This is a genomic window from Desulfitispora alkaliphila, assembly GCF_050433185.1.
GTDB classification, from domain to species: domain Bacteria; phylum Bacillota; class Desulfitisporia; order Desulfitisporales; family Desulfitisporaceae; genus Desulfitispora; species Desulfitispora alkaliphila.
Genome location: NZ_JBNPXS010000006.1, coordinates 62328 through 86923 on the forward strand (window position 1 = coordinate 62328; position 24596 = coordinate 86923).

The 24596-nt window shown below is 40.2% G+C and carries 24 protein-coding genes; 19 read left to right on the forward strand and 5 right to left on the reverse strand.

What is annotated here, in order from left to right; all coding sequences use genetic code 11:
* On the forward strand, window positions 1–1440 hold the full coding sequence (gene fliK, locus GGQ84_RS03775) for a flagellar hook-length control protein FliK (protein WP_429159345.1): 1440 nt from the start codon (window positions 1–3) through the stop codon (window positions 1438–1440).
* Here the strand turns inward: fliK and GGQ84_RS03780 are convergent.
* Window positions 1437–1673, reverse strand: coding sequence for a hypothetical protein (locus tag GGQ84_RS03780; RefSeq protein WP_429159348.1), 237 nt, complete (start codon window positions 1671–1673; stop codon window positions 1437–1439). The genes fliK and GGQ84_RS03780 overlap by 4 nt on opposite strands.
* 186 nt (window positions 1674–1859) lie before the next feature.
* On the opposite strand from GGQ84_RS03780, the gene GGQ84_RS03785 reads away from it, so the two are divergent.
* Together GGQ84_RS03785 and GGQ84_RS03790 are read left to right on the forward strand one after the other, a co-directional pair.
* A complete protein-coding gene (locus tag GGQ84_RS03785; protein ID WP_429159351.1) occupies window positions 1860–2630 on the forward strand; it encodes an acyl-CoA dehydratase activase in 771 nt (256 codons plus the stop codon).
* Window positions 2631–3770 (forward strand): double-cubane-cluster-containing anaerobic reductase, encoded by a 1140-nt coding sequence (locus tag GGQ84_RS03790; RefSeq protein WP_429159354.1) that lies wholly within the window; start codon window positions 2631–2633, stop codon window positions 3768–3770.
* A 34-nt stretch (window positions 3771–3804) separates the two neighbouring features.
* Here GGQ84_RS03790 and GGQ84_RS03795 read toward each other — a convergent pair whose 3' ends face one another.
* The 3 genes from GGQ84_RS03795 to GGQ84_RS03805 form a co-directional block, all read right to left on the reverse strand.
* Window positions 3805–4245: a response regulator transcription factor gene (locus GGQ84_RS03795; RefSeq protein WP_429159356.1), complete on the reverse strand. Its 441-nt coding sequence runs from the start codon at window positions 4243–4245 to the stop codon at window positions 3805–3807.
* Window positions 4246–4345: 100 nt separating this feature from the next.
* Window positions 4346–5011, reverse strand: a complete 666-nt coding sequence (locus GGQ84_RS03800) for a DVU0298 family protein (protein ID WP_429159359.1) — start codon at window positions 5009–5011, stop codon at window positions 4346–4348.
* A 13-nt stretch (window positions 5012–5024) separates the two neighbouring features.
* Window positions 5025–5618, reverse strand: a complete 594-nt coding sequence (locus GGQ84_RS03805) for a 2'-5' RNA ligase family protein (protein ID WP_429159362.1) — start codon at window positions 5616–5618, stop codon at window positions 5025–5027.
* 172 nt (window positions 5619–5790) lie between these two features.
* Here GGQ84_RS03805 and GGQ84_RS03810 point away from each other — a divergent pair, with 172 nt between their 5' ends.
* The 4 genes from GGQ84_RS03810 (at window position 5791) to GGQ84_RS03825 (ending at window position 10770) form a co-directional block, all read left to right on the forward strand.
* Entirely contained in the window at window positions 5791–6162 is a 372-nt protein-coding gene (locus GGQ84_RS03810; protein ID WP_429159365.1) for a flagellar protein FlaG, read from the forward strand.
* A gap of 15 nt (window positions 6163–6177) precedes the next feature.
* A complete protein-coding gene (gene fliD / locus GGQ84_RS03815; RefSeq protein WP_429159368.1) occupies window positions 6178–7641 on the forward strand; it encodes a flagellar filament capping protein FliD in 1464 nt (487 codons plus the stop codon).
* Between the two features lie 36 nt (window positions 7642–7677).
* A complete protein-coding gene (gene fliS, locus GGQ84_RS03820) occupies window positions 7678–8070 on the forward strand; it encodes a flagellar export chaperone FliS (RefSeq protein ID WP_429159371.1) in 393 nt (130 codons plus the stop codon).
* 117 nt (window positions 8071–8187) lie between these two features.
* Window positions 8188–10770: a CBS domain-containing protein gene (locus GGQ84_RS03825; RefSeq protein WP_429159374.1), complete on the forward strand. Its 2583-nt coding sequence runs from the start codon at window positions 8188–8190 to the stop codon at window positions 10768–10770.
* Window positions 10771–10811: 41 nt separating this feature from the next.
* On the opposite strand, the gene putP is transcribed toward GGQ84_RS03825, so the two are convergent.
* Window positions 10812–12311 (reverse strand): sodium/proline symporter PutP, encoded by a 1500-nt coding sequence (gene putP / locus GGQ84_RS03830; RefSeq protein ID WP_429159377.1) that lies wholly within the window; start codon window positions 12309–12311, stop codon window positions 10812–10814.
* Window positions 12312–12445: 134 nt separating this feature from the next.
* On the opposite strand from putP, the gene GGQ84_RS03835 reads away from it, so the two are divergent.
* The 12 genes from GGQ84_RS03835 (at window position 12446) to secA (ending at window position 24596) form a co-directional block, all read left to right on the forward strand.
* Complete coding sequence (locus tag GGQ84_RS03835) at window positions 12446–13330, forward strand: ABC transporter substrate-binding protein (protein ID WP_429159380.1); 885 nt, start codon at window positions 12446–12448, stop codon at window positions 13328–13330.
* 26 nt (window positions 13331–13356) lie between these two features.
* Window positions 13357–14397, forward strand: coding sequence for a FecCD family ABC transporter permease (locus GGQ84_RS03840; protein ID WP_429159382.1), 1041 nt, complete (start codon window positions 13357–13359; stop codon window positions 14395–14397).
* 13 nt (window positions 14398–14410) lie between these two features.
* Window positions 14411–15661, forward strand: coding sequence for a heme ABC transporter ATP-binding protein (locus GGQ84_RS03845; RefSeq protein ID WP_429159385.1), 1251 nt, complete (start codon window positions 14411–14413; stop codon window positions 15659–15661).
* A gap of 96 nt (window positions 15662–15757) precedes the next feature.
* Complete coding sequence (locus GGQ84_RS03850) at window positions 15758–16402, forward strand: adenosylcobinamide amidohydrolase (RefSeq protein ID WP_429159387.1); 645 nt, start codon at window positions 15758–15760, stop codon at window positions 16400–16402.
* A gap of 1 nt (window position 16403) precedes the next feature.
* Complete coding sequence (locus tag GGQ84_RS03855; protein ID WP_429159390.1) at window positions 16404–17633, forward strand: DUF401 family protein; 1230 nt, start codon at window positions 16404–16406, stop codon at window positions 17631–17633.
* A 42-nt stretch (window positions 17634–17675) separates the two neighbouring features.
* Entirely contained in the window at window positions 17676–18194 is a 519-nt protein-coding gene (gene flgN / locus GGQ84_RS03860; protein WP_429159392.1) for a flagellar export chaperone FlgN, read from the forward strand.
* Window positions 18195–18648: 454 nt separating this feature from the next.
* The gene (locus GGQ84_RS03865; protein WP_429159394.1) at window positions 18649–19449 is read left to right on the forward strand and encodes a transporter substrate-binding domain-containing protein; all 801 of its coding nucleotides are present in this window, start codon (window positions 18649–18651) and stop codon (window positions 19447–19449) included.
* 81 nt (window positions 19450–19530) lie between these two features.
* On the forward strand, window positions 19531–20220 hold the full coding sequence (locus GGQ84_RS03870) for an amino acid ABC transporter permease (protein ID WP_429159397.1): 690 nt from the start codon (window positions 19531–19533) through the stop codon (window positions 20218–20220).
* Window positions 20207–20929 carry an amino acid ABC transporter ATP-binding protein gene (locus tag GGQ84_RS03875; protein WP_429159400.1) on the forward strand — a complete coding sequence of 241 codons (723 nt, stop codon included), beginning with the start codon at window positions 20207–20209 and terminating at the stop codon, window positions 20927–20929. Before GGQ84_RS03870 ends, GGQ84_RS03875 begins: the two co-directional genes overlap by 14 nt.
* Window positions 20930–21028: 99 nt before the next feature.
* Window positions 21029–21226, forward strand: coding sequence for a cold shock domain-containing protein (locus GGQ84_RS03880; protein ID WP_429159403.1), 198 nt, complete (start codon window positions 21029–21031; stop codon window positions 21224–21226).
* 224 nt (window positions 21227–21450) lie between these two features.
* Window positions 21451–21987: a ribosome hibernation-promoting factor, HPF/YfiA family gene (gene hpf / locus GGQ84_RS03885; RefSeq protein ID WP_429159406.1), complete on the forward strand. Its 537-nt coding sequence runs from the start codon at window positions 21451–21453 to the stop codon at window positions 21985–21987.
* 104 nt (window positions 21988–22091) lie between these two features.
* Complete coding sequence (gene secA / locus GGQ84_RS03890) at window positions 22092–24596, forward strand: preprotein translocase subunit SecA (protein WP_429159409.1); 2505 nt, start codon at window positions 22092–22094, stop codon at window positions 24594–24596.

The window sequence follows — 24596 nt, forward strand, 5'->3', positions numbered from 1 at the left end:
GTGCAGGTGAACAGCGGTCTTATTCAGTTGAAGCTAGATAGAGCAGAAGGGATAAGAGGACTGAATTTGCGGCAGGGGCAGGTGCTATTGGCCCGAGTATCTCAGCTGCTTGACGGGGAGCACGCGCGGATTAGCATGGGGGGAAGACAGCTAGTAGCTAAAACAGAAGTACGGCTCCATGAGAATACTACAATAAAGCTTCAAGTGGAAGGTATGGAAAGGGATCGCTTGATACTGCGCTTAGTATCCGATAGACCTCAAATCATGCTTACAGAAAAGCCAGAGCGCTTATTTTCTGGCACACCCTTGCGAGAGGGACAGGTTGTCAATGCCAGTGTTGTTGAGCGCCAAGGTGACGGCCAGGTAAAACTTCAGGTGGGAAACCAGACATTGCAAGCTAGGGCTAACGTAAATTTAGCCCATAACCAAAGTTTACGAATGGAAGTGGCCAATCTGGGTCCCAATAAAGTGTTATTAAATCTGGTGGATAATGCATCAAATAATACATCTAGTGTCCAACAGGTAGCCCAACACTTAGAGGCATTGGGTATAAGAGATAATGGTGTTTTAAAAGAAAAATTATTGAGTAGGGTGTCAGCAATTGAGGGTACTAGGGTAGGCAGTGAAGCTACAGTGAGAGCTATTTTACAAGAAGTGGCTCCAAGGCTAGCTGCCAGTGATGGAGCGGTGAGGAGTATGGAAAGCTTTGTACAGCACCGAGACCAGATGCCAAATCTGTTGGGTCAATTGCTAGCCGGTCTGGAAAAGGGTGGTAGAGGAAGTGCTACTAGAGATGATATAGCCAGAATTTTGACAAGCTACACTATAACCTCTAATGACTCAGCAGCTATCAGGGATCAAATGCAGCAGGCTTTTCGCTTCATGTACCTGACTCCAGAGCAGATAGCTCAGCAGCAGCTGAAACTTGAGCAAAGTAATATATCTTCCTTAGCTTTAGCTCTAAGTATAATAAAAGCCAAATCTAGCTATAAGAGCTTGGGGGAGCCCCAGATGCAACAATTAGGTTCAGCATTGACTGGGGCACAGCTTTTGAGCAGCGAAACCATGGGCAGTGCTGCCCAGTTTTTTCTGCCATTTTTATTGGAAAATGACACCCAGGTATTAGTGGGATTTAAGCGACGAAAGCGGGAGGACGGGGAGCAGGCCAACAATGTGACAGTAAAAGTGGATTCCCAAGTAATAGGTGGGGTGGACTTTAAATTAAACCTATTGGATAATCAGTTGCGGACGGACATAATTGTGGAGCGCAAAGATACTAAGAAGCTGATCGAGGACAATGTACAGGTCTTAGCTAATAGAATGGAAAAGGTAGGACTACATCTTGTCATCGCCAGTATTGAAGTGGCTTCAGAAAAGAGAGTACTTGATGAAAAGAGAGTAAGAGACAATAAATCTGTGCGGATTAATATTTTAGTTTAGTCATTTCGCTTTGTGCCCTTATAGGTAAAAGACTTTTTAATCATTTTATAGAAAGTGCCCTTGTCAATGCCAATTTCATTGCCGCAAGGGCATTTTATTTTATCCTCACTTTGCAAAACCTTGGTGAATTCTTTCTTGATTCGAGCTTTATGACAGCGAAGAACTTCGCCGGGGCCAATCTTATCGTATCTCCACAACTTATTTTTACAGCCTGAGCAGCGTATAATTAGCACTTTTTTTACCTCCTCTCAAATAACCATTTCTCCACCTATTTCTAATATACCTTCTATTCCTAACAGGAATAACATTTTACAAATGTATAACTATTGATTACTTGTCCTTGCAATGCAAGTGTGTCTATAATTGAGGTAGAAATGCAATATAGTAGTGGTCTTAGGCTAACAAATGGGGGATTGAAATTGTATACAGTAGGGATAGATGTGGGTTCAGTTTCAACAAAAGGAGTTATTTTTGACGGAAGTAATTGGAAATGGGTTGTTAAGCCTACGGGGTGGTCTCCAAAAGAAGTAGGAGCACAAGTGTTAGATGAGTTGTGCCAGTTAAAGGGAGTAATGCCAGATCAGCTTAATAAAATTGTAGGAACTGGATATGGCAGAATCCATATGCCTTTTTCAGACAAAACAGTAAGTGAGATTGCCTGTCATAGCAAGGGAGCCAATTATCTGTTTCCCAAGGCTACAGGTGTGATTGATGTGGGTGGACAGGACAGTAAGGCCATGTATTTAGATCAAGAGGGAAGAGTTGAAGACTTTGTCTTAAATGATAAATGTGCTGCTGGGACTGGTCGTTTTTTGCAGGTAACACTTCAGGCATTAGGGGTGGACATAAGCGAAGTTGACAGCTTTGCCCAGGGTGCAAGGCCCTTGGAAATTGGTAGCATGTGTGCAGTTTTTGCTGAAACAGAAGTATTAAACCTGATGGTTCAAGGCAATGACAAGCCTGAGATAGTTGCAGGGATTTTAAAGTCTATTGCCAAGAAGATTGTCTCTATGGCAGGAAGAGTGAATTTAAGTGGGCAAGTTGTCTTTACAGGAGGACTTGCTAAGAGTCAGGTGTTGAGAGATATGCTGCAAGAGCTTTCAGGCTGGGAGATAGTTGCAGTTGATAATCCCCAAGTCACAGGAGCACTTGGAGCCGCAGTAATAGCAAATGAAATGGAGGGAAAATAAATGGAGTTTAAGGCGATGGAGTATTTTGATAGTTTAATACCCAAGAGTGGAGCAATGCTTAAGGAGGAGAAGGAAAGGGGGAGGAACGTAGTAGGCTACTACTGTGTTTTTTCACCCATAGAGCTGATTGAAGCAGCAGGAGCAATTCCTGTGGGACTATGTGCTACTAAACAGGAGCCGATAATGGAAGCGGAAAAGGTACTACCTAGAAACCTCTGTCCTCTGATTAAATCAAGCTATGGCTTTGCTGTTAGTGGGAAATGTCCTTTCTTCAATCTTTCAGATTTTGTAATGGCTGAAACTACCTGTGATGGTAAGAAAAAGATGTACGAATTGATGCAACGGGATAAGCCGATGATTGTGCTAGACATTCCCAATACTACAAACCTAGAGTGGCGAAAAGAGCATTGGTTGCGTGAAGTTATGCGGACCAAAGCATACATAGAGGAGCGTATAGGTACTGAAATTACTTCTGAAAAGCTTTCTGAAGTTATAGCCATGTACAACAGAGAGAGAAAGCTATTAATGGAATTGGTTTCTTTAAATAAGAATAATCCTGCGCCTTTGCCGGCTACAGATTTACTTAAGGTATTGTGGGGAAGAAACTTCCAAGTAGACCGAGAGGGATTTGAAGCTAATGTCAAAGAGTTAATCCAAGAGGTAAAGGCAGCATTAGATAAAGGGACAATAGATAAGCCTAAAGGACCTAGAATCTTAGTTACTGGTTCACCTACAGGTATTGGCCAGGAAAAGGTAATGGATATCCTAGAGGAAGCAGGAGCTCAGATTGTATTGCAGGAATCGTGCTCAGGGATTAAGGGCTACATTGACTTAGTGGATGAGACAATAGATCCCTTTGAGGCAGTTGCTCAAAAGTATATGGACATACCTTGTTCTTGTAGTTCGCCAAATGATAGAAGATTTGAGATAACAGGTCGCTTGGTAGATGAATACCAGGTTGATGGAGTGGTGGATATTACTTTGCAGGCATGTCACACATATAATATAGAGTCCTATTCACTAAAAGAGTACCTAAAAGAACATCACAAAACTCCGTTGTTACAGGTTGAAACAGACTATAGTGAATCCGATGTGCAACAGATTAAGTTAAGAGTAGACGCGTTTTTAGAGTTATTATAAAAAAATGAGGTTGTGGCGTCAAAATGCCGCAACCTCATTTTAGTTTACAACCGCAGTAGGGACAAAAAGAATAATCTGTACCCTTGTCCAATTTTTCTGTGCACTGAGGGCAAGAGTTGGTAGCAGTGGTGGTCTTACTAAATAATATTCGCTGTAGCTTTTGAGGGTTTGTAGGAGTAGTAAAAGTTCCCGTTACAACATTATTAAAGGAGTTGTCTAGTTTAATTTCACTACATGAACAGATAAAACAGGTTAGTTCAGGAGCTCGCTCCTTTAACTGCGTTAATAGTTTGTCTCCTGTTATTTCACTCATATTATAGTTAGCAATAGCGATATTAGGAGAAAATGAGTGAAGCTGATCAATTGCTTGATACTCATCTGTTGCCACCACATTACATCCCAATTGTAACAGTATGTCCTTTAGTACCATTCTCTCGAACTTTGAGTCGTTGACTAGGAGCACCTTGGTAGCCAAATTCTTCGCATCCTTTCGAATTATACGTAGAAAAGCTTTCTTCTATTGGCTTATATTATAACATCTCTAACTCGAATTTGCCATTTATACTGCAAAAAAATCAACTAGTAGAAGAAGTTTGAGATAGTCCCAATAGGGCCTGTGATGCAATTTCACCTATAGTGTGTTCTTTGAGGTTTCCATCTTGAAAAAGATATATAACCTCACTGCGGTTTTGTAATTTAACTAGCTCAGATAATGCATCTTGGCACTTAGTTTTTCCAAAAGCCCAGGCTGCATATCCTGCCAAGTCTGGGTCTGATGATTCTAGGAAGGGTAATAGATCCTGGTAGAATGGTGCAACTTGAGCTGGGGCTACAGTTCCAACTTGACCAACACCCCAAAGCACTCCCCGATGACAAATTGGGTTCTCTAGTCCGTTTGTGATGAATAGAGGTGTGTAGTCGCTAAAGGTATCGGGCATTTCTGAAATTATGCTTGCCATTGCCTCAGGCGAGCTCCAGGGGACATTTCCTCCCTCTTCATTCATTGCCCACCAAAATCTGCCCAATAAATTTTTGTAGGGTGCTATTCTTGAAGGTGCCAGGTGTCTAGTCAAGACTCCTAAGGTTTCAATGGCATACCAGCGCATAGGACTGTCTAAAGGGTGGAAAAGTTGCATTTGCACATACTTGAGAGTTTGACTATGATTTTCTGTTGCTAACTCGACTATTCTTTCATAATCCTGCTTAGCAATCAAGTTTTTAATTAAATCTTTCTTTCTCATAATGAAAACCTCCTTATAAAGTGGGTTGCAAAGGGAAAGAGCTGATAACCCGTTGGTTTTCTTCTAGACTGGGGCGCCAGAGCTCAATTTTAACTAAGTTACCGGAAATTTTTCGGTTTGTGAGTGAAAGCCGGGAACAAATATTTTGAAACTCCCTTTGGGTGATATGTGTTTTGGCAAAAAGTTGACTGATTAAAGTGATATGAAAAATCCATTCTTTTATTGGTGAAGGTTCTAAAACATTAATCTCAGTTAAATTGCCGATTAAATTCTTCTGGAGCTTTGACAAAGCTTGATTTTCTTTTAATTTAAGCACTAAGCTGTTGTGTTGAGCAAAAAAACACTGATAGTCTTCAGCGGTCACTCTAATAGGATCATGAGCATCTAAAGTAGTCTCAATTATATTATTTATGTAAGGGATTCGCTCTTTAGCAACTGGACGAATAGTACATATAGTAATGTGAAGTGGAGGGGGGGTGCCAGTGTATAGGTTGTAGCTAGTAGCAAGCACCTGCTGTAGCCGCTGTGCTTCTATCAAGAGGTCTCCGCCTGGAATTGCAACAAGATACCAAAGTGTATTCCAACTTGGTTTCTGAATCGTTTCCATGAGCATTCCTCCAAATTTCAATAATAGTATTAGTAATTACTTTTACTTTACATTTCTTTTGTTGATATTGCAATAGTTCAAAGAAATTAATTTTTTTGCAAAAAGCCTAAAGTTTTTTTTTTATATTCCGATACATAAATTAGATAGTTATTGCCAGAAAGGAGATGAAGTTGTGAAGATTGATGCATCTGTTAACAATCTCCCGGAATCTAATAATCAGTCATTCAACCAGATAAAGGAGATAAATAAGCAACCTGAGATTAAAAACCATGAAGAACAATTAAACTTAAAAGATAAAAACGGAGAAAAAAGAGAGGTTACTATTGAAGACCTAGAGGAAATGGTAAAAGCATCCAATGAATTAATGGATGCCATTGACCGTGGACTTAAATTCTCTGTACATGAAGGAACTAATCGGACTTTAGTTCAGGTTATAGATAGAAATACAGACGACGTAATTAAAGAGATTCCGCCAGAAAAGATGTTGGATTTAGTTGCGAGAATCTGGGAAGTAGTGGGGATATTTGTTGATGAGAAAGTGTAGGAAGGTGGGAAGCTAATGAGAATATCAGGCATGGCTTCGGGTATGGATATAGATCAATTGGTCAAGGACCTGATGAAGGCAGAACGACAGCCTTTAGAAAGACTAGAACAACAGAAAACGTGGACCCAATGGCAGCAGGAGGAGTACAGAAATGTAAATACCAAGCTGTTAAATCTGAGAAACTCCACAATGAACCTGCGCATGAGCTCTACATTTATGGGCAGACAGGCTACGTCATCAAATGAAAATATCTTTACAGCCAGGGCTACAGGAAGCGCTCAGGCCGGGTCGTATAATATAGAAGTTGAACAAATGGCTACGTCGGCAAGTGCAGTGACTGGAGAAGACATCAATGTAGCAGAAGCATTTGGAGATTTTGTAAATAAGGAAATAAGAGTTAGCAATGGCGATAAATCAGAAGTAATAACTGCGGAGAGCTTTGAAGATTTTGCAAAAAAAATACGCCAAAGCGATTTGGGAATAAATGTTTTCCATGATGAAAATGGCGGAGCTGTTTTTACTACCGAAGCAACAGGGAAAAATGCTGAAATTAAATTTGAAGTAATGGAAAGAAATGATGATGATGAATTAGTAGTTGCTGATGGAGCAACAAATAAATTTTTTCAGGATCTCTTTGGAGCTGAAACAGAGTTTAAAGGTACTAACGCTAAAGTAAAAGTAAACGGCCTTGAAATAGAACGAGAATCTAACACCTTTCAGGTAGACGGTACTGAAATCACTCTTAACAGTGCTCAAAAAGGTCAAACAGTTCGCTTGACAGTGGAGCACAATGTGGACCAAGCGGTAGAAAATATCAAGAACTTTGTGGAGGAATACAATAAGGTAGTTGCAGACTTGAACGAGCGTTTGAATGAGCCCAGGCATAGGGACTTTCACCCACTTAGTGATGACCAACGCCGAGCAATGTCGGAAAGTGAAGTTGAGATGTGGGAGGAAAAGGCCAAAAGCGGAATGCTTCGGGGAAGTAGAACTCTACAAAGCGTATTGACTAATATGCGGATGACTATGACATCTCCTATTCTTGAAAGAGATGAGGCTAATCCTGATAAGTTGCGCACGCTCAGTCAAATTGGAATTGAAACAGGTAGTTATCATGAAAGGGGTATTCTTCACTTAGATGAAGACAAGTTAAGGGAAAAGTTGCTTGAGGATCCCGAGGGGGTAGCTGCTTTATTCAATACCGCAGAAGAAGGGATAGGTCATACTATGCGAGATGACATTAATGCGGGGATAGAAACTCTTACTGATCGAGCAGGGAGAGAAACAAACCTTTACGATCAGAGTACCTTGAGCAATGAGATTAGACGTTTTGAAGATCGAATGGAGCAAATGGAGAATCGACTTCAGATGGTAGAATCACGCTACTGGAGTCAGTTTACTGCCATGGAAAAGGCATTAATGCAGATGAACTCCCAGTCAGACTGGCTTTATCAACAGACTATGGCGATGATGGGATAAAAAATATAATTTAATTTTACAAAGGGGGAAGTGTTTGTGTCAGTTAATAATCCCTACCAGCAATATCAACAAAGCTCAGTTAATACAGCTACACCAGGGGAGTTGACCCTGATGCTGTATAATGGAGCGCTGAAATTCCTAAAGCAAGCAAAAATTGCTGTAGAGAACAAGCAAATAGGAGAAGCTAACGAAAAAATCATTAGAGTACAGGATATCATTGCGGAATTAATGGGTAGTTTAAACATGGAAATCGAAATCTCCAAGAACATGTATGCGCTTTATGATTTTATGAACAACAGACTAATCGATGCCAATATAAATAAAGATGTTAAGGCATTGGAAGAAGTTGAGGGTCTTTTAGTTGAAATGAGAGACACGTGGAAAGAAGTAATCAAGCTAAATAAGAAGGGTATGAAGACTGCAGAGTAATCTGCAGCTTTTCTTTTAAACCATATATAGGATTTTATACCCAGATAAATGTCTAGACTATTAGTTGTAGATAAGATAAAGTTATTGATATACATATCAAAGGTGGGAGGAACCAAGATGCAGATAATAACATCTCACTTAAACCTGGATTTTGATGGACTGGCCTCTATGGTAGCTGCAGGCAAGTTATATCCCAAAGCCAAGCTGGTATTGCCAGACAAGCTCAGTCCTTCTGTAAAGGAATTTCTAGCCTTGTACAGAGATTCTATTAGCCTGTATACGTCGGGGCAGATAGATTGGAGCGTAGTAAACAAGGCAATTTTAGTGGATACAGCAAACTTAGAACGGATTGGAACCATAAAAAAACATATTCAAGATGCTGAGCTAATTGTTTACGATCACCATCACCCTTCGGAAAATACAGTAGCAGTTGATAAGGGAAGAGTCGAGCCACTGGGAGCTACAGTAACTATTTTGACAGAAGAAATTGTAGAGAGAGGGATTAATATTTCCTCCTTTGAAGCTACAATAATGGCTTTAGGACTGTATACTGACACGGGATCTCTTTCCTATATTAATACTACGCCCAGGGACTTGAGGGCAGGTTCTTATTTATTAGAATGGGGTGCAAATTTAGCGGTTGTGGCAAAATTCTCTGAGAGGTCTCTTATAGGAGAGCAGCAAGAGCTCTTTAGTAATCTAGTTCAGAATAGCAGAGAAATTAGCTTTAAGGGTATCGATATTGCTATTACCACTCATCAGCAGGAACATTATCAGGGCGGTTTAGCTGTAATCGCCCGCAAAATTATGGAAGTAACTGCTGTAGATGGACTATTTTTAGTGGTGAGAATGGGCAACAAAACCTGGATTGTGGGTAGATCAGACGTAGAGCAGCTGGACGTAACTAAGGTTATGTCTGTCTTTGGTGGTGGGGGACACCCCAAAGCTGCATCGGCAACTGTGAAAGAAGGAAAAGTAGAGAGTTTGGCGGAACAAGTGGAAAAGCTTTTGGATGTGGCAATAACACCGGTGGCTACAGTGGTAGATATCATGAGCAGTCCGGTTAAAACTGTTGCCCCCGATACGAAGATAGAAGACGTGGCCAAAATTCTGTTGCGATATGGACATACAGGTCTGCCAGTAGTGGAAGGTGAGGATATTGTAGGAATAATATCTAGAAGAGATGTGGATAAAGCTAGTCACCACGGTTTAAGTCATGCGCCAGTAAAGGGCTTTATGAGTAAAGAAGTTAGAACAATTGGGCCTAGGGCCACAATTGAAGAAGTTCAGAACATGATGATTGAGTATAATGTGGGTAGATTACCTGTATGCCAAACTGGAAAGTTAGTGGGTATCATTTCTCGCAGTGATGTTCTCAGCTACATTCACGGAGAGAATGTTAAAGGTGCCCCCTCTAGTGCTCTTTTGACTGCACCCATAGAAGAGAACGTACACAAGATGCTAGAAGAAAATATACCTTCTGAAATTTATCACATCCTCCAAGCCATGGGCAGGGAAGCGGACCAATGGGGAGAGTCTATCTACTTAGTGGGTGGAATTGTACGGGATTTGATTTTAGGTTGCGCTAATGAGGACGTAGATGTGGTGGTTGAAGGAGATGGCATAAGATTTGCAAACCGCATGGCTGAAAAGATGGGTGGTAGAGTGGCCAGTCATGAAAAGTTTGGTACTGCTACTTGGAAGACAATGAGTGGCCAGAGGATAGATATTTCTACTGCCAGAAGAGAATTTTACGACTATCCTGCTGCCTTACCTCAGGTTGAGCGATGCAACTTAAAAGAAGATTTGTATCGCAGGGACTTTACCATAAACGCCATGGCAATTCAGCTTAATACACACAATCAAGGGCGTTTGATAGACCACTTTCACGGGTGTCTAGACTTGCGCATGGGTAAGGTGCGGGTTTTATATAATCTGAGCTTTGTTGAGGACCCCACTAGGATTTTGCGAGCTGTTCGCTTTGAACACAGATATGGATTTCGTATGGACCTTCGCACTTTAGAATTAGCTTTGGATGCAGTAGATTTGATTTCATCTGTATCTCATGTGAGAATTGGTTCAGAGCTTAAGGTGGTATTAAATCAGGAAAAACCTTTAGAAGCAATTAGAAGACTTGAAGAACTGGGTATTTGGAACTACTTGATAGGTGAAGGCTTTTACAACCAGCAAGCTATTAAGAGAATTAAAATCCTGGAAAATATTTTAAAGGATATAGAGGGCTTGAAAAACGTAGGTACTAATAAGTGGATTTGTTATCTAGCCGTTATTTTTTACCCTCATCCTCAATGGATAGAAAAGCTGAAGAACTATGTTCTGAGTAAAACAGATAGTATGATAGTTCAAAACATGGAAAAAATACAAGTAAAATGGAATAACATCAATGATTGCGGAGTTGATTGGCTTGAAGAAATGCATACTAATTTAAGAGAGTTTTGCCCAATGTCTATTGCTGTATTAAGTGCAAATAGTGATAACATAGATAGTGAAAGAGTATTGTATTATCTCAAGCGGCGTGAATACTTTAAAATGCCTATTAGTGGCAGTGACTTAATGGAAATGGGTTTAGAGCCAGGGCCCTTGTATTCACAAATTATGAAGAACATAGAAGGGGCTTTGTTGCGAGGAGAAGTAAATGATAAAGAGACAGCCATAGCGTGGATTAAGGAGAGGTATTCATAGAAGAAGACCAGTAGCTTTCGCTACTGGTCTTCTTTAGTGGTTTAGATATTGCTTTTTTCTACTGAATTAAATTCTTCTATTACCTCTGGCTTAGGTTCTTTGCCATTTAAGCTTACTAGATAAATAGCAATGGCAGATAGAATAAAGCCGGGGACAATTTCGTATAGTTCAAAAATTCCTGCAGGGCCTCCACTTAGGTTATGCCATATAATTACTGTAAGCCCACCTACTACAATACCTGCTAGAGCACCCATCTTAGTCATTCTACTCCAATACAATGAAAGGAGAATTGTAGGTCCAAAGGCTGCTCCAAAGCCTGCCCAAGCATAGGACACTAGATCCAAGACTGAGTTTTCATCTGGATTCAATGCCAGGGTGAAAGCAATAATTGAAACCCCGATAACGGCTAAGCGGCTAATCCAAATCAGTTCTTTATCTCCTGCATCTGGCTTTAGCAATCCTTTATATAGATCTTCTGTTAGTGCAGAAGCACTTACTAATAGTTGAGAGTCAGCTGTACTCATAATAGCTGACAAGATTGCTGCCAGCAAGAAACCAGCAACAAGGGATGGGAATACCTGATGTGCCATTACCATAAAAACAGTTTCTGTGGCTGGCCCTTCTAAGGGTTCAGCTAGATAAAGTCTTCCCACTAATCCCACTAGTACTGCTGCAGATAGGGATAATGTTACCCAAACCATTGCTATAATCCGCGCCTTCTTAACCTGACTACTAGAACTGATGGCCATAAAACGTACTAATATATGAGGTTGTCCAAAGTAACCCAAGCCCCATGCTAATAAGGATATAATAGCTATAGCAGTTATAGGTGAGCCGTCAATGGCAGTAAAGGGGTTCATCAGCTCTGGGTTTATGGCATTGGCTTGACTGACAGTTGAATTCCAACCACCTAACAGCTGAATTCCCACAAGGGGTACTATTATAATTGCAAAAAGCATCATAGTTCCCTGGATAAAGTCAGTCCACGAGACTGCTAAAAAACCACCTAGGAAGGTATAACTGACAACAAACAGTGCGCCTAAGGTTAGTGCAGTTAAATAGGGTACTCCAAAGACAGTTTCAAACAGTTTACCCCCTGCCACAAAACCTGAAGCAGTGTAAATAACAAAAAATATGAGAATAAAAATTGCTGATACTACGCGTAACACCTTAGATTTGTCTCTAAAGCGATTTTCGAAGTAATCGGAAATAGTGAGGGAGTTACCAGCTATTTCAGTGTACTTGCGCAGTCTGACCGCTACGAACTTCCAGTTTAAATAAGTACCCATAGCAAGTCCTACGGCAATCCAGCCAGCTTCAATTCCTGATACATAAGCTGCGCCTGGAAGTCCAAGTAATAGCCAACCACTCATGTCCGAAGCTTGTGCACTAAGGGAAGCTACCCAACTATTGAGTTTCCTGTCGCCCAAGATGTAGTCAGACATTTTATTAGTCTTAGTATAAAAGATTAGTCCTACGGATAGTACAAATGCTAAGTACAATACAAATGCTAAAACCAGATAAAAATCAATTGAAATCATGTTGCTCCTCCTCTAAATTTTCTATTTTTCCATTATACCATAATGATACAAATGGAAAAGACTGAATTTTCAGCAGGATTTTAATGCTCAGAAGAAGAATTTCTTAAAGATCTGAAGACTGGAGGTTGATTGATGTGAGGAGTATAAGGAAATGGCCATTAACAGGGCTGTGTGTAGTAGTTATTTCTTTAGCCTTAGTATTAACTGGATGTGGACAAACTCAGAATAATGAGGCGCAAGAAAAAGATGAAGAAACTATGCGGATTGTCTCAGTGGTTCCCAGTGTAACAGAAATACTATTTGACTTAGGATTAGAAGACCAAATCGTGGGCGTAACCACAAACTGTGATTACCCTGAAGCAGCGGCTGATTATGAAAAGGTAGGAGATTGGAATATAAATGTTGAGAAGTTGGTATCCTTAGAGCCCGATTTAGTAATAGGTATGGAATCCACCAATGGAATGCTATTAAATGAACTCTCTCAGTTTGGAATTGAAACCTTAGCTTTTGAAGCGCAGAGCTTTGATGAAATCTATGAGGCTTTTATGCTTATTGGGCAAGCTACAAATTCTGAAAAAAGAGCTCAAGAGCTGGTTAATGAGATGCAGGAGCGAGTTGATTCAGTAGTTGACGTTGTTTCTGCTATACCTGCTGAGGACAGGGTAACAGTATTTATGGAAGTGGGCTGGGAGCCCTTGTATACAGTTGGTAAAACATCACTACAACATGAGATTATAGAGCTGGCCGGTGGAGTAAATATAATTGAGGTCGAGAAATCTTGGGTTCAGTATAACCAGGAACAATTAATTGAAGATAATCCTCAGGTTATAATTTTAGGAACTCACCCCCATTATTCCGCTGAGGATGTTAAAGCTCGTATAGGATGGCAAGAGCTCTTAGCGGTCAAAGAGGACAGAATTATAGATGATATAGACACTAATACCTTGGTCAGACCTACATATAGGGCGGTTTTAGGCCTAGAAGCAGTAGCTGAGGAGTTGTATCCAGAACTGTTTTAACCATAATTATAGGGGTGGAGAGCGGGATGCCTATTTATTGGAAGCAAAAGTTGATGCTGGGGCTACTGATTTTAGTACCGGCTTTCTTTATAACAGCTATAATATGTGTAACCATGGGAAGTGCTCAATTACATTACCTATTAGTATTGCGGATGTTAATTTATAAACTGCCAGTAGTAGGTGAAATGTTGATTGTCCCCGATTGGACATCTACTGCAGAGATGATTGTTTATAATCTAAGGGTCCCGAGAATAATGCTTGGGGGAGTTGTAGGTGCATCTCTTGCAGTGGCAGGAGCATCTTTTCAAGGTCTGTTAAAAAATCCTCTGGCAGACCCTTACATCCTAGGGATTTCGTCGGGAGCAGCAGTAGGTGCTGTAATGGCATTTGTAATTGGAGCTAAAACAGTTGGTTTAGTGCCACTATTGGCTTTTATCGGTGCAATGGCTGCCATCAGTGCAGTTTACCAGTTGGCTAAAATTGGGGGGAGGGTGGCAGTTGAGACACTGATCTTAGCAGGGGTAGTAGTGGGATCTTTTTTGACAGCGATTCTCTCCTTTCTACTAACAAGATCATATAGCAATCTGGAGCAAGTGGTGTTTTGGCTTATGGGAAGCCTATCCTTGAGGAGCTGGGACTATTTGATTTATACCATCCCCACGGTGTTTATAGGCATGATTGCCTTGTGGCTATTGTCCCGAGAGCTTAACGCCATGGCTCTGGGAGAGGAAACTGCTCACCACTTAGGTGTGGCAGTAGAGAAGGCTAAGATACTGATACTTTTCTTGGCCACTTTGGTTACAGCCCTTGCGGTTTCCATGGCTGGTACAATTGGTTTTGTGGGGCTAGTTATTCCCCATATTGTCAGAATGATTTGGGGACCTGATCATCGAGTATTGATTCCCATAGCAGCTATGACTGGGGCAATCTTCTTAGTATGGGCAGATACAATAGCTCGTACAGTAATAGCACCTTCAGAACTGCCAGTAGGTGTGATTACCGCGTTAATAGGAGCGCCTTTTTTTGGATATCTTTTGCGTACTAGAAAAAAGAGCATGTCAGTATAGGTGGTGGCAATAGATGACTATAGGAATAAGGATTAAAGATGTTCACTTTAGTTATAGCACCGATCCGGTTTTGCATGAACTGACCTTAGATATAGAGCCAGGTGAAGTTGTAGGAATAATCGGTCCCAATGGCTCGGGAAAATCTACCTTAATTAAGGCAATCTCTGCAGCACTTCAACCTCAACTGGGAAAGATCTACTTTGGTGAACAAGAGCTTTTTAAGCTCAAGGCAAAAGAATTGGCAAAAAGTTTGGCTGTTGTCCCCCAGGATACTATAATAAACTTTAACTTTTCTGTATGGGAAGTAGTTCTGATGGGGCGGATGCCTCATCAGGGGCGCTTTGCCAGCGAGACAAAAGAAGATCTAAATGTAGCGAAACAAGCAATGGAGTTAACTAATACCTGGCATTTAAGGGATAAAAGTGTGGCTGCTCTCAGTGGGGGGGAGCGGCAACGGGTAGTTTTAGCCCGCGCTTTAGCCCAGGAGCCTCAGGTGATGCTGCTTGACGAGCCGATTGCCAATTTGGATTTAAACCATCAAATTGAAGCACTTTCCTTGATTAAAGAGTTAAACAAAAACACGGGTTTGACTTCTGTAATAGTGTTGCACGACTTAAATTTAGCTGCTCGATTCTGTCAAAAGCTGATTTTGTTAAATAAAGGTAAAGTGTATGCAGCTGGCAAGCCAAGTGAAGTAATAACTAGAGAGAATATTAAAGCTGTTTACGGTAGTGTACCTCTAATAACTTCTCATCCCTTGACTGGAGTGCCTCAAATTAGCATTTTAGAAAATGCTCCCTTTGCCAATGACTTTAGTTCAGCAGGAACTGGAAGTAAGGTTCATTTAGTTTGCGGTGGGGGTATTGGAAGCTCGGTTATGAAAGAGCTGGTGCAAAGAGGCTATCATGTCACTGTAGGAGTTATAAACATAGAGGATACAGATTGGTATACTGCCAAATCCCTGGAGCTTGAAATAGCAGAGGAAGCACCTTTTTCCCCTATATCTGAGAGTGCCTTTAGTAAAAACAAACAATTAGTCAGTGACGCAAATTACGTTATTCTCTTACCTATTCCATTTGGAACCGGAAACAAATTGAACCTTGAAGTACTTAAGTACAGTACAGAATTAGGGATACCCACCTATGGAGTTGATTTCCAGAATATTAAATATAGAGACTTTACCCAGGGGAAAGCTACATCGCTGGCGGATAAGCTTTCGGGAGCTGTTGTAGAACTAAAGAACTTAGAAGATTTTTGGAGGTAAAAAAGACCAAGAGCTAAATAATAATAATATAGTTAGAATGACCCCTGAAGCATAATTTCAGGGGTTTTATATAGCTGGTAGAGGAGTTGAAATGCTTTGGAGATAGAATGGGGAGTAGATAAAAATGCTCTGTGGATTAAAAGCAAGAACCCCTTAAGGGCTATTAGCTCAGGAGTATTAGGACAAGGACTTCTAAAAGTGACGGGTATAATCAATAAACAGGTTCATAAGGATTATAGTTCAAATGAGCCGGTGAAGGACTTAAGGCAGGCGTGTGTTGAGCTGAATTTAGATCCTGAGAACAGCTGTGGTCTTCTCACTGCTGTAAAGATGAAGGATGTGGTCTGGGCTCAAGAAAACAGAAAGGAATTTTGGGTTAAAGTGTTTGCTACTGCAGGAGTGACAAATGCAGCTGAGGCGGGGAAAAGAAACTTTTATGAAGAAAAGCCAGGTACTATCAATATTATAGTGCTGACAAACGCTAGCCTGAGTGATGGAGCTTTGGTTAATTCAGTTATAACAATGACTGAAGCAAAAACCCTGGTACTACTAGAACTGGGAGTTAAAGATGTGGAAACAGGAAACCCCGCTAGTGGAACTACCAGTGATGCAATAGTTATAGCTACTACAGGTACAGGCCCGAGAGTGGATTTTGCCGGTACAGCAACAGAGTTTGGACAAGTAGCAGCATCTCTTGTAAAATATTGTATTCATAACAGCTTAAAAAGAGGTGGAGTATGAGATGGAGTTAATAGCCACAATAGTAAGCTTTGCAATAGTTTTAACTATAGCTAATAGAAAGAAAAATTTGGGTTTAGCACTGATGTTAGGGGCTTTAGCCATGACAGTACTCAGTGGCTGGGGTCCCATGGAAATATGGGGATTACTATGGATGTCACTTTCTGACCCAATGACCCTTAGGTTAACAGCAATTATTGTCTTAATAAGCGTCTTTGGCCGGACCATGAAAGATATGGGTCATCTAGAGGATATGGTTACGGCTATGACAAAATTGGTTAGGGATACTCGCTGGAGCTTAATGCTGATACCAAGCTTAATGGGATTGCTGCCAGTTCCCGGAGGTGCTGCCTTATCAGCACCTTTGATTGATAAAGTTGGGGATAAAGCAAGTTTGGGAAACAATGATAAAGCAGCTTTGAACCTGTTTTTTAGACATATCTGGTATTTGGTATTCCCTTTATATCCAAGCTTAATCTTGGCGGAGAGCATTTCGGGGATATCGGTGTGGGATTTCATAATCATACAGACTCCAGCTATTTTGATTGGAGTGGTGGTAGCCTGGTGGGTATTTTTCCCCAAGGGTGATAGAGAAAAATATATCACTGTGGAAAAAGAAGACCCTACAGCTGTCAGGGAATTGGGGATGAGTATTTTACCTCTAGGTGTGGTTTTAATTATGGCACTACCTCTAGGTATTAGTTTTGTGGTAGCATTGATAGTGGGAATTACACTAACATTAATAACAGATAGGCGAAATCAAGTATCTGGTGTTATGGAAAAAATCAAGAAATCTGTCTTACCGGGTGTAAACTTGAAACTAGCTTTTGCCATTGTAGCAATTATGGTGTTTCAACATACGGTGCGGGAAGTGGGTGCTGTGACAGTTTTAGCCCAGATGATGACAGATTTAGGAATGCCCTTATTCCCTTTAGTGTTAGCAATTTCCTTTATAACAGGTTTTTCTACTGGATCTAACATTGCAGCGGTAGGGGCAACTTTTGCGGTGTTCATGCCCATGTTATCAGAGCAAGTGATGTTACCCTATCTATCCCTAATATATGTAATTAGTTTAGTAGGGTACATGGTATCGCCGTTACACTTGTGTCTGGTTGTTACTAATGATTACTTTGAATCAGAACCAAAAGAATTATTAAAGAGGACAAGAATTCCAATTGTGGCATTGGTATTGTGGTCAATTATGTTTATCTGGGTTTATATCAATGTAATTTAAATATGAATAAACACATGAATAAATGTATAAGGGGTGAATATTGTGAGTGAAAACAATAGATTTAAGATGGTTCAGGTCATAAGTAAAGGTTACAGGGACTTAATTCCCGGATACACAGAAATGAAGAAGCTAACCCAGGTACAGCTAGAAATCTGTAAGCAAGAAAGTCTTCAAGACAATGATATTGAAAAACTTACCGCATTATTGGAAAAGCGACAAAAATTAATAGAAGCTATAGAAGAAAAAAACAAGGCATTAAATAATGTTAAGGGAAAGTTAGCCAAGGAGCTTGGGATAACGGAGGTAAACTTAACTAACTTGAAGCAGGTTATGCCTATAGGTGAACTAGGAGAGTTTAGTGAAGCCATAGCAAAATTAGGCCCTCTGTTAGCGGAAATTAATGAAATGGATAAGTTGAACCAACAATTAATGAGTGAAAAAATGGGTAAAATAAAAGGGGAATTGCAAAACATTCAAAATGGAAAAAGAGCTTACAAGGGTTATCAGCAAAACCCTTATAAAAAGCAGCCTGTGGCAAGGTTTATTGATAAGAAAAAATAAACAAGACCCATTCATACTATGTGTATAATAATACTTAGGAAAAAGGTACTAAGTGTTTGTAGATATTAATTCAGGTCTCAAAAGTTATATAAAATACAATCCACAATAAAAAGGCTATAAAATAGGTTATCAACAGAGTTATCCACATTATCCACAGGCTACATGTCCACAAGTGGGGAAAAACCACTGATTTTCCTTGAACAAGCCTAAAAATTTTGTCAATAAGCTTTTAGAAATAAGGAGTAAGTTGGAGAAAAAGAGAGAATTTAAGTTATATAAAAGCCAAAACTGTGAAAAGCTTGCCCTAACCATGTTGCATACTTATTCGTTTACATGTATAATTATAAACAAGATTAAGAAACCAATATTGCTTTGGGAAAGTATTGATTTAATATACGGTTTCTTGTATACTTATTAAAGTTAAATGTAAAATTACATGGTGGAGGGGAAGCAAATGAAAAAAGTAAAAGTTGTATTGGCCATTTCATTAATAGCTATTCTGATGATGACGGCAGTGGGATGTGGTTCAAGTGATGAAGTGGAAGTTAGAAGATATGAGACTGCACCAGTGGCGTTAACGGAACTGGTTAGCGGGGGAGTAGATGCGGTAGTAGCAGATTCACCAGTAATCTTAGAGTATATTGCTAATAACCCAGATACAAACATCAAAGCAGTTTCAGATGATGACTTTGACAGTGAGTTTTTCGGTATTGCTATGAGACAAGACGATTCAGAAATACATCAACTAGTTAACGAAGGGCTTGCAATAATAAAAGAAAACGGCATGTACGATGCTATTCACAATAAGTATTTTGGTGATGGTAAGGAAGTTGATATTCCAGAGAGTGATAATGAGCTTGGTATGACATTTAAAGCTGCAATGGATGCTGCTTATGCACCATTTGAGTATGTAAATGAAGATACTGGAAAAATAGAAGGTTTTGACCCAGATATAATAAAGGCAATTGCAGCAGAAATGGGATTTGAAGTAGTTCTTGTAAACACTGCTTGGGACGGAATTATCCCTTCATTAACAGGTGGTACAGTGGATATTGTAATTTCAGCTATGACCATTACTGAAGAGAGAAAGCAAGCAGTGACCTTTTCAGACCCGTACTTTGAGTCAACTCAGTATATTGCTGTGCCTGAAGACTCAGAAATCAACAGCCTAGAAGGTTTGAGAGGCAAAGTGGTTGGGGTTCAGAACGGAACTACAGGAGACCTGGCAGTTAGCAATTATTTTGGATTAAGGTAACATAGAAAAATGGAAAATATAAATGCGCGATACCTCGAGTGTTGCGCATTTATTCTGCATTAGAAGGGTGGCAAAAAAACAATGTTTGCAGATTTTCGTTGGGATTTAATAGTAGATTGGATGCCCTTTTTGCTAACAGGGGTCCAAATGACGATCCTATTGACAACAATTGCAGTAGGTGCAGGAACAATCATCGGGTTAGTTATAAGCTTGATGAGAATATCTAATTTCAAATTAGCTAATTGGATTGGAAAAGCTTATGTGGACTTTTTGCGGGGAACGCCATTATTAGTACAAATATTTATTGTACACTTTGCTGGCCCTGAAATTGTTAGTGGAATTATTGGTGATCAAATAAGGTGGAATGCATTTTATTCTGGAGTTGTAGCTCTTAGCTTAAATAGCGGTGCATATATAGCTGAGATTTTTCGCGGAGGAATTCAATCAATTGAGCGCGGACAAATGGAAGCAGCCCGTTCCTTAGGGATGACTTACCCTCAGGCAATGCGTTATGTAGTGCTTCCCCAAGCTTTTAAGCGTAGTATACCTCCTCTTGGGAATGAGTATATAGCCATGTTGAAGGATTCTTCTCTAGTGGCAGTTATTGCTGTACAAGACTTAATGATGGCAGGAAGGGTTATGGCAGGTAGAACTTATCGACCTGTTGAAACCTATTTTGCCATTGCCTTTATGTATTTAATCATGACAATGACTATAGCACAATTGGTGGCGTATTTAGAGAGGAGGTACGGAAAAAGTGATAAAGGTTAATAACCTCTATAAAAACTTCGGCAAGTTAGAAGTACTAAAGGACGTATCCACTACCATTAAAGAAAAGGAAGTAGTTGTGGTTATAGGACCCAGTGGATCTGGGAAGAGTACCTTTTTGCGCTGTATTAATATGTTAGAAGAGGCAACAGCGGGCGAAATTATAATCGATGGCTCCAATATAATGGACAAGAAGACAAACATTAATAAAATTAGAGAAGATGTGGGGATGGTATTTCAACGATTTAACCTGTTTCCCCATATGACTGCTCTAGAAAATATAACACTATCTCCTCGAAAGGTAAAAGGATTATCTCAAGAAGAAGCTGAGAAAAAAGCCCGAGAGCTACTTAAGAAGGTGGGAGTAAGCGAGAAAGCGGATGTATATCCTGATAAGCTGTCAGGAGGGCAACAGCAGCGGGTGGCTATTGCCAGAGCACTGGCTATGGAGCCTAAGATAATGCTATTTGATGAACCTACATCTGCTCTAGATCCGGAAATGGTGGGAGAAGTGTTAGCAGTAATGAAGGATTTAGCTAAAGAGGGTATGACTATGGTGGTTGTGACTCATGAGATGGGCTTTGCTCGGGAAGTTGGAGATAGGGTTTTGTTTATGGATGATGGTCGAATCGTTGAGGAAAAGGCACCAAAAGATATTTTTGAAAACCCAGAAAACCCTAGAACACAAGCATTCCTCTCAAAGATATTGTAATATGGACAATCTTGACAGTTCCAAATTCTTATGATAAAATTTTTATACGCGGTATAATCCGCGATTACTTATTTTTTTTTTTTAGGAGGAATGTAAGAGATGCAAGGAAAAGTAAAATGGTTTAATCAAGAAAAAGGTTTTGGATTCATTGAGAGAGAAGACGGAGACGACGTATTTGTACACTTTTCAGCTATTCAAGAGGAAGGCTTCAAGACTCTAGCAGAGGGTCAAGACGTTGAGTTTGAAATTGTTGAAGGTGCAAGAGGACCACAAGCAGCTAATGTTGTTAAACTATAGATTATAAAACCACAGGGTTTTTATAGAATTAGCATTAGCAAAGGCACCTCTCCGGTTAGTCGGGGAGGTGCTTTTTTGCACCCTAGGAAAGTATATTTAGCTTTTCTCTGTTAAATAAAAACAAAAAATAAAAAATATGCAGGATTTTTCACAATCCTTAGGGAATAATATAACTACAGAGGAAATACTTCTCTGTAGATTCGTACAAAGGGAGCTGATGCTAAATGAACATTATTATCAGAGGGAAAAACATTGAACTTACACCAGCTATTAAGGACCATGTGGAGAAACGCATTGGCAAGCTCGATAAGTACTTTGAAAATGTAAGTGAAGCACAGGTAACATTGTCTGTGGAAAAGGATCGACATCGAGTAGAAGTAACTATTCCTCTAGAGGGTATTATTCTCAGAGGTGAGGAAGAAACAGCAGATATGTACGCCTCTGTAGATATGGTAGTAGATAAACTGGAAAAGCAAATTAGTAAGCATAAGACAAAACTTGCCAAAAAAATTAAGCAAAAGTCCCTTCTAGATTTAGTACCTAACGGAAACGGTGAGATTGAAAAAGTAGTGGAGGCAGATGAGCCCAGTGTGGTACGGACAAAGAAGTTTGCCATTAAGCCAATGCCAGTTGAAGAGGCTATACTGCAAATGAACATGCTTGGACACAACTTTTTCGTATTCTCTAATGCAGAAACAGGTCAAGCAAATGTATTGTACATCAGAAAAGATGGCAACTACGGATTAATAGAACCAGAATAAAGTAAGAGAGCTATAGCAAAATGCTATAGCTCTTTTGAGTTGCAAGTTGAAAGTGCTAGTGATAGAATAAAAAAAGGCAAAAATCAGGGAAAGGGGCTTAAGTAATGCTTAAGTTTTTGCAGAAATTATTTGATAACAACGAAAAAGAAATTAAAAAACTTCAAAAGACTGTGGATATCATAAATAGCATGGAACCAGACATGGAAAGGTTATCTGACCAAGAATTACAGGGAAAAACTGACGAGTTTAAACAGCGGATCGCAAATGGAGAGACCACAGATCAGATTTTGCCTGAGGCCTTTGCGGTAGTTCGAGAGGCTTCTCGGCGGGTACTGCAGATGCGTCATTTTGATGTGCAGTTAATAGGTGGTATGGTATTACACCAGGGGCGCATTGCTGAGATGAAGACTGGTGAGGGAAAGACATTAAGTGCTACGCTACCAGTGTATTTAAATGCACTCACAGGTAAAGGTGTCCATGTAATTACAGTAAACGACTATCTAGCTAGTCGGGACAGCCAGTGGATGGGGCAACTGTATAATTTTCTTGGATTATCAGTAGGACTAATTGTTCACGGTATTACTCCAGAAGAACGCCGTGAGGCTTACCAAAGTGATATAACTTATGGAACTAATAATGAATTTGGTTTTGATTACTTGCGGGATAACATGGCTTTAGACGCCAAATATTTGACTCAAAGACCACTTAACTTTGCCATAGTGGATGAGGTAGACAGCATTCTAATCGATGAAGCGAGAACGCCACTGATAATTTCAGGTCAAGCAGATAAGCCCACTGAGATGTACTATCGAGTGGCAAAGATTATCCCTAGGCTCAAGGCTGAGGAAGATTACACTGTAGATGAGAAGGCCAATGTAGTTACACTTACTGAAGAAGGTGTAGGTAGAGTGGAAAACATGCTTGGCTTAGAGAACCTATATGATGATAGCAATATGGAAGTGAGTCACCATGTAAACCAGGGGCTAAGAGCCCATGTATTGATGAAAAAAGATAAGGATTACGTCATAAAGGACGGAGAAATTGTAATTGTAGATGAGTTTACTGGTAGACTTATGGTGGGAAGGCGTTTTAGCGAGGGACTACATCAAGCCATTGAAGCAAAAGAGGGAGTTAAGATAGAAAAAGAATCCCAGACACTAGCTACAATTACTTTCCAAAACTACTTCCGCATGTACGAAAAACTTGCTGGAATGACAGGTACTGCTAAGACTGAGGAAGAGGAGTTCATGAAGATTTACGGCTTAGACGTGGTAATTATACCTACAAATAAGCCTATGGTTAGACAGGACTTTTCGGATGTAGTATACAGAACAGAAAAGGGCAAATATGATGCTATAATAGAGGAAATTGTTGAGTATCATCAGCAAGGCAGGCCAGTACTTGTGGGTACAATTAGCATTGACAAGTCAGAGTTTATTAGTAGCATGTTAAAGAAACGAGGCATTAAACACCAGGTTCTAAACGCAAAGTATCACGAACAAGAGGCAGAGATTATTGCTGATGCTGGCCAGCGAGGAGCGGTAACTATTGCTACAAACATGGCTGGTCGAGGGACGGATATAGTTTTAGGTGAGGGAGTAAAGGACTTAGGTGGATTGCACATTATAGGTACCGAACGCCATGATAGTAGGCGAATAGACAATCAGCTACGAGGTCGAGCTGGACGTCAAGGAGATCCAGGTTCATCTAGATTCTACGTATCTCTAGATGATGATTTGATGAGGCTTTTTGGATCTGAAAATATAGCAGGTGTTATGGATAAAATAGGAATGGACGACGAAACCCCCATAGACCATCCCCTCATTTCTAAATCGATAGAATCGGCCCAGAAGAAAGTAGAGGCTCGAAACTTTGAAATTAGAAAGCATGTACTGCAATTTGACGATGTAATCAACCAACAACGGGAAATCATCTACAAGCAGCGGTCGGAAGTGCTAAGGGGCGAGGATATTAAAGAGCAAATCGAAGAAATGGTCAAGGATGTGGTTCTGGCAACTGTGGATAGATTTGCTGGGGAAGAGCAATATCCTGAGGATTGGGATTTGCAAAATTTACTGGATTATATAGAAAAATTATTTTTACCAGACCACGACCTAAAGCCAGAGGACTTTTACGAGAAGGATAGGACTGAAGTGGAAAACTTCCTAATTGATTTAGCTCTTAAAGCCTATCAGGACAGAGAAGAAGAAATTGGAGCTGAAACTCTGCGCAAGTTAGAAAGGTTAATCACCCTAAAGGTAGTTGATGCCAAGTGGATGGACCACATTGATGCCATGGACCAATTGCGTCAGGGGATTGGCTTAAGAGCTTATGGGCAACGAAATCCACTTATTGAATACAAAAATGAAGCCTTTGGTATGTTTAATGAGATGGTGGCTGATATTAAAGAGGAAGTTGTGCGCTATGCTTATCGAGCCAGGGTTGTAGAGCAAACTCAAGAAAAGCCACGTATTACAAGTGAGAATAGATACGATGAAGGACAAAAAAAGGCAAAAGAACCGATAAAGGCTGAGAAGCAAGCGGGAAGAAACGACCCATGTCCTTGTAATAGTGGTCAAAAGTATAAAAAATGCTGTGGGAGGAAATAG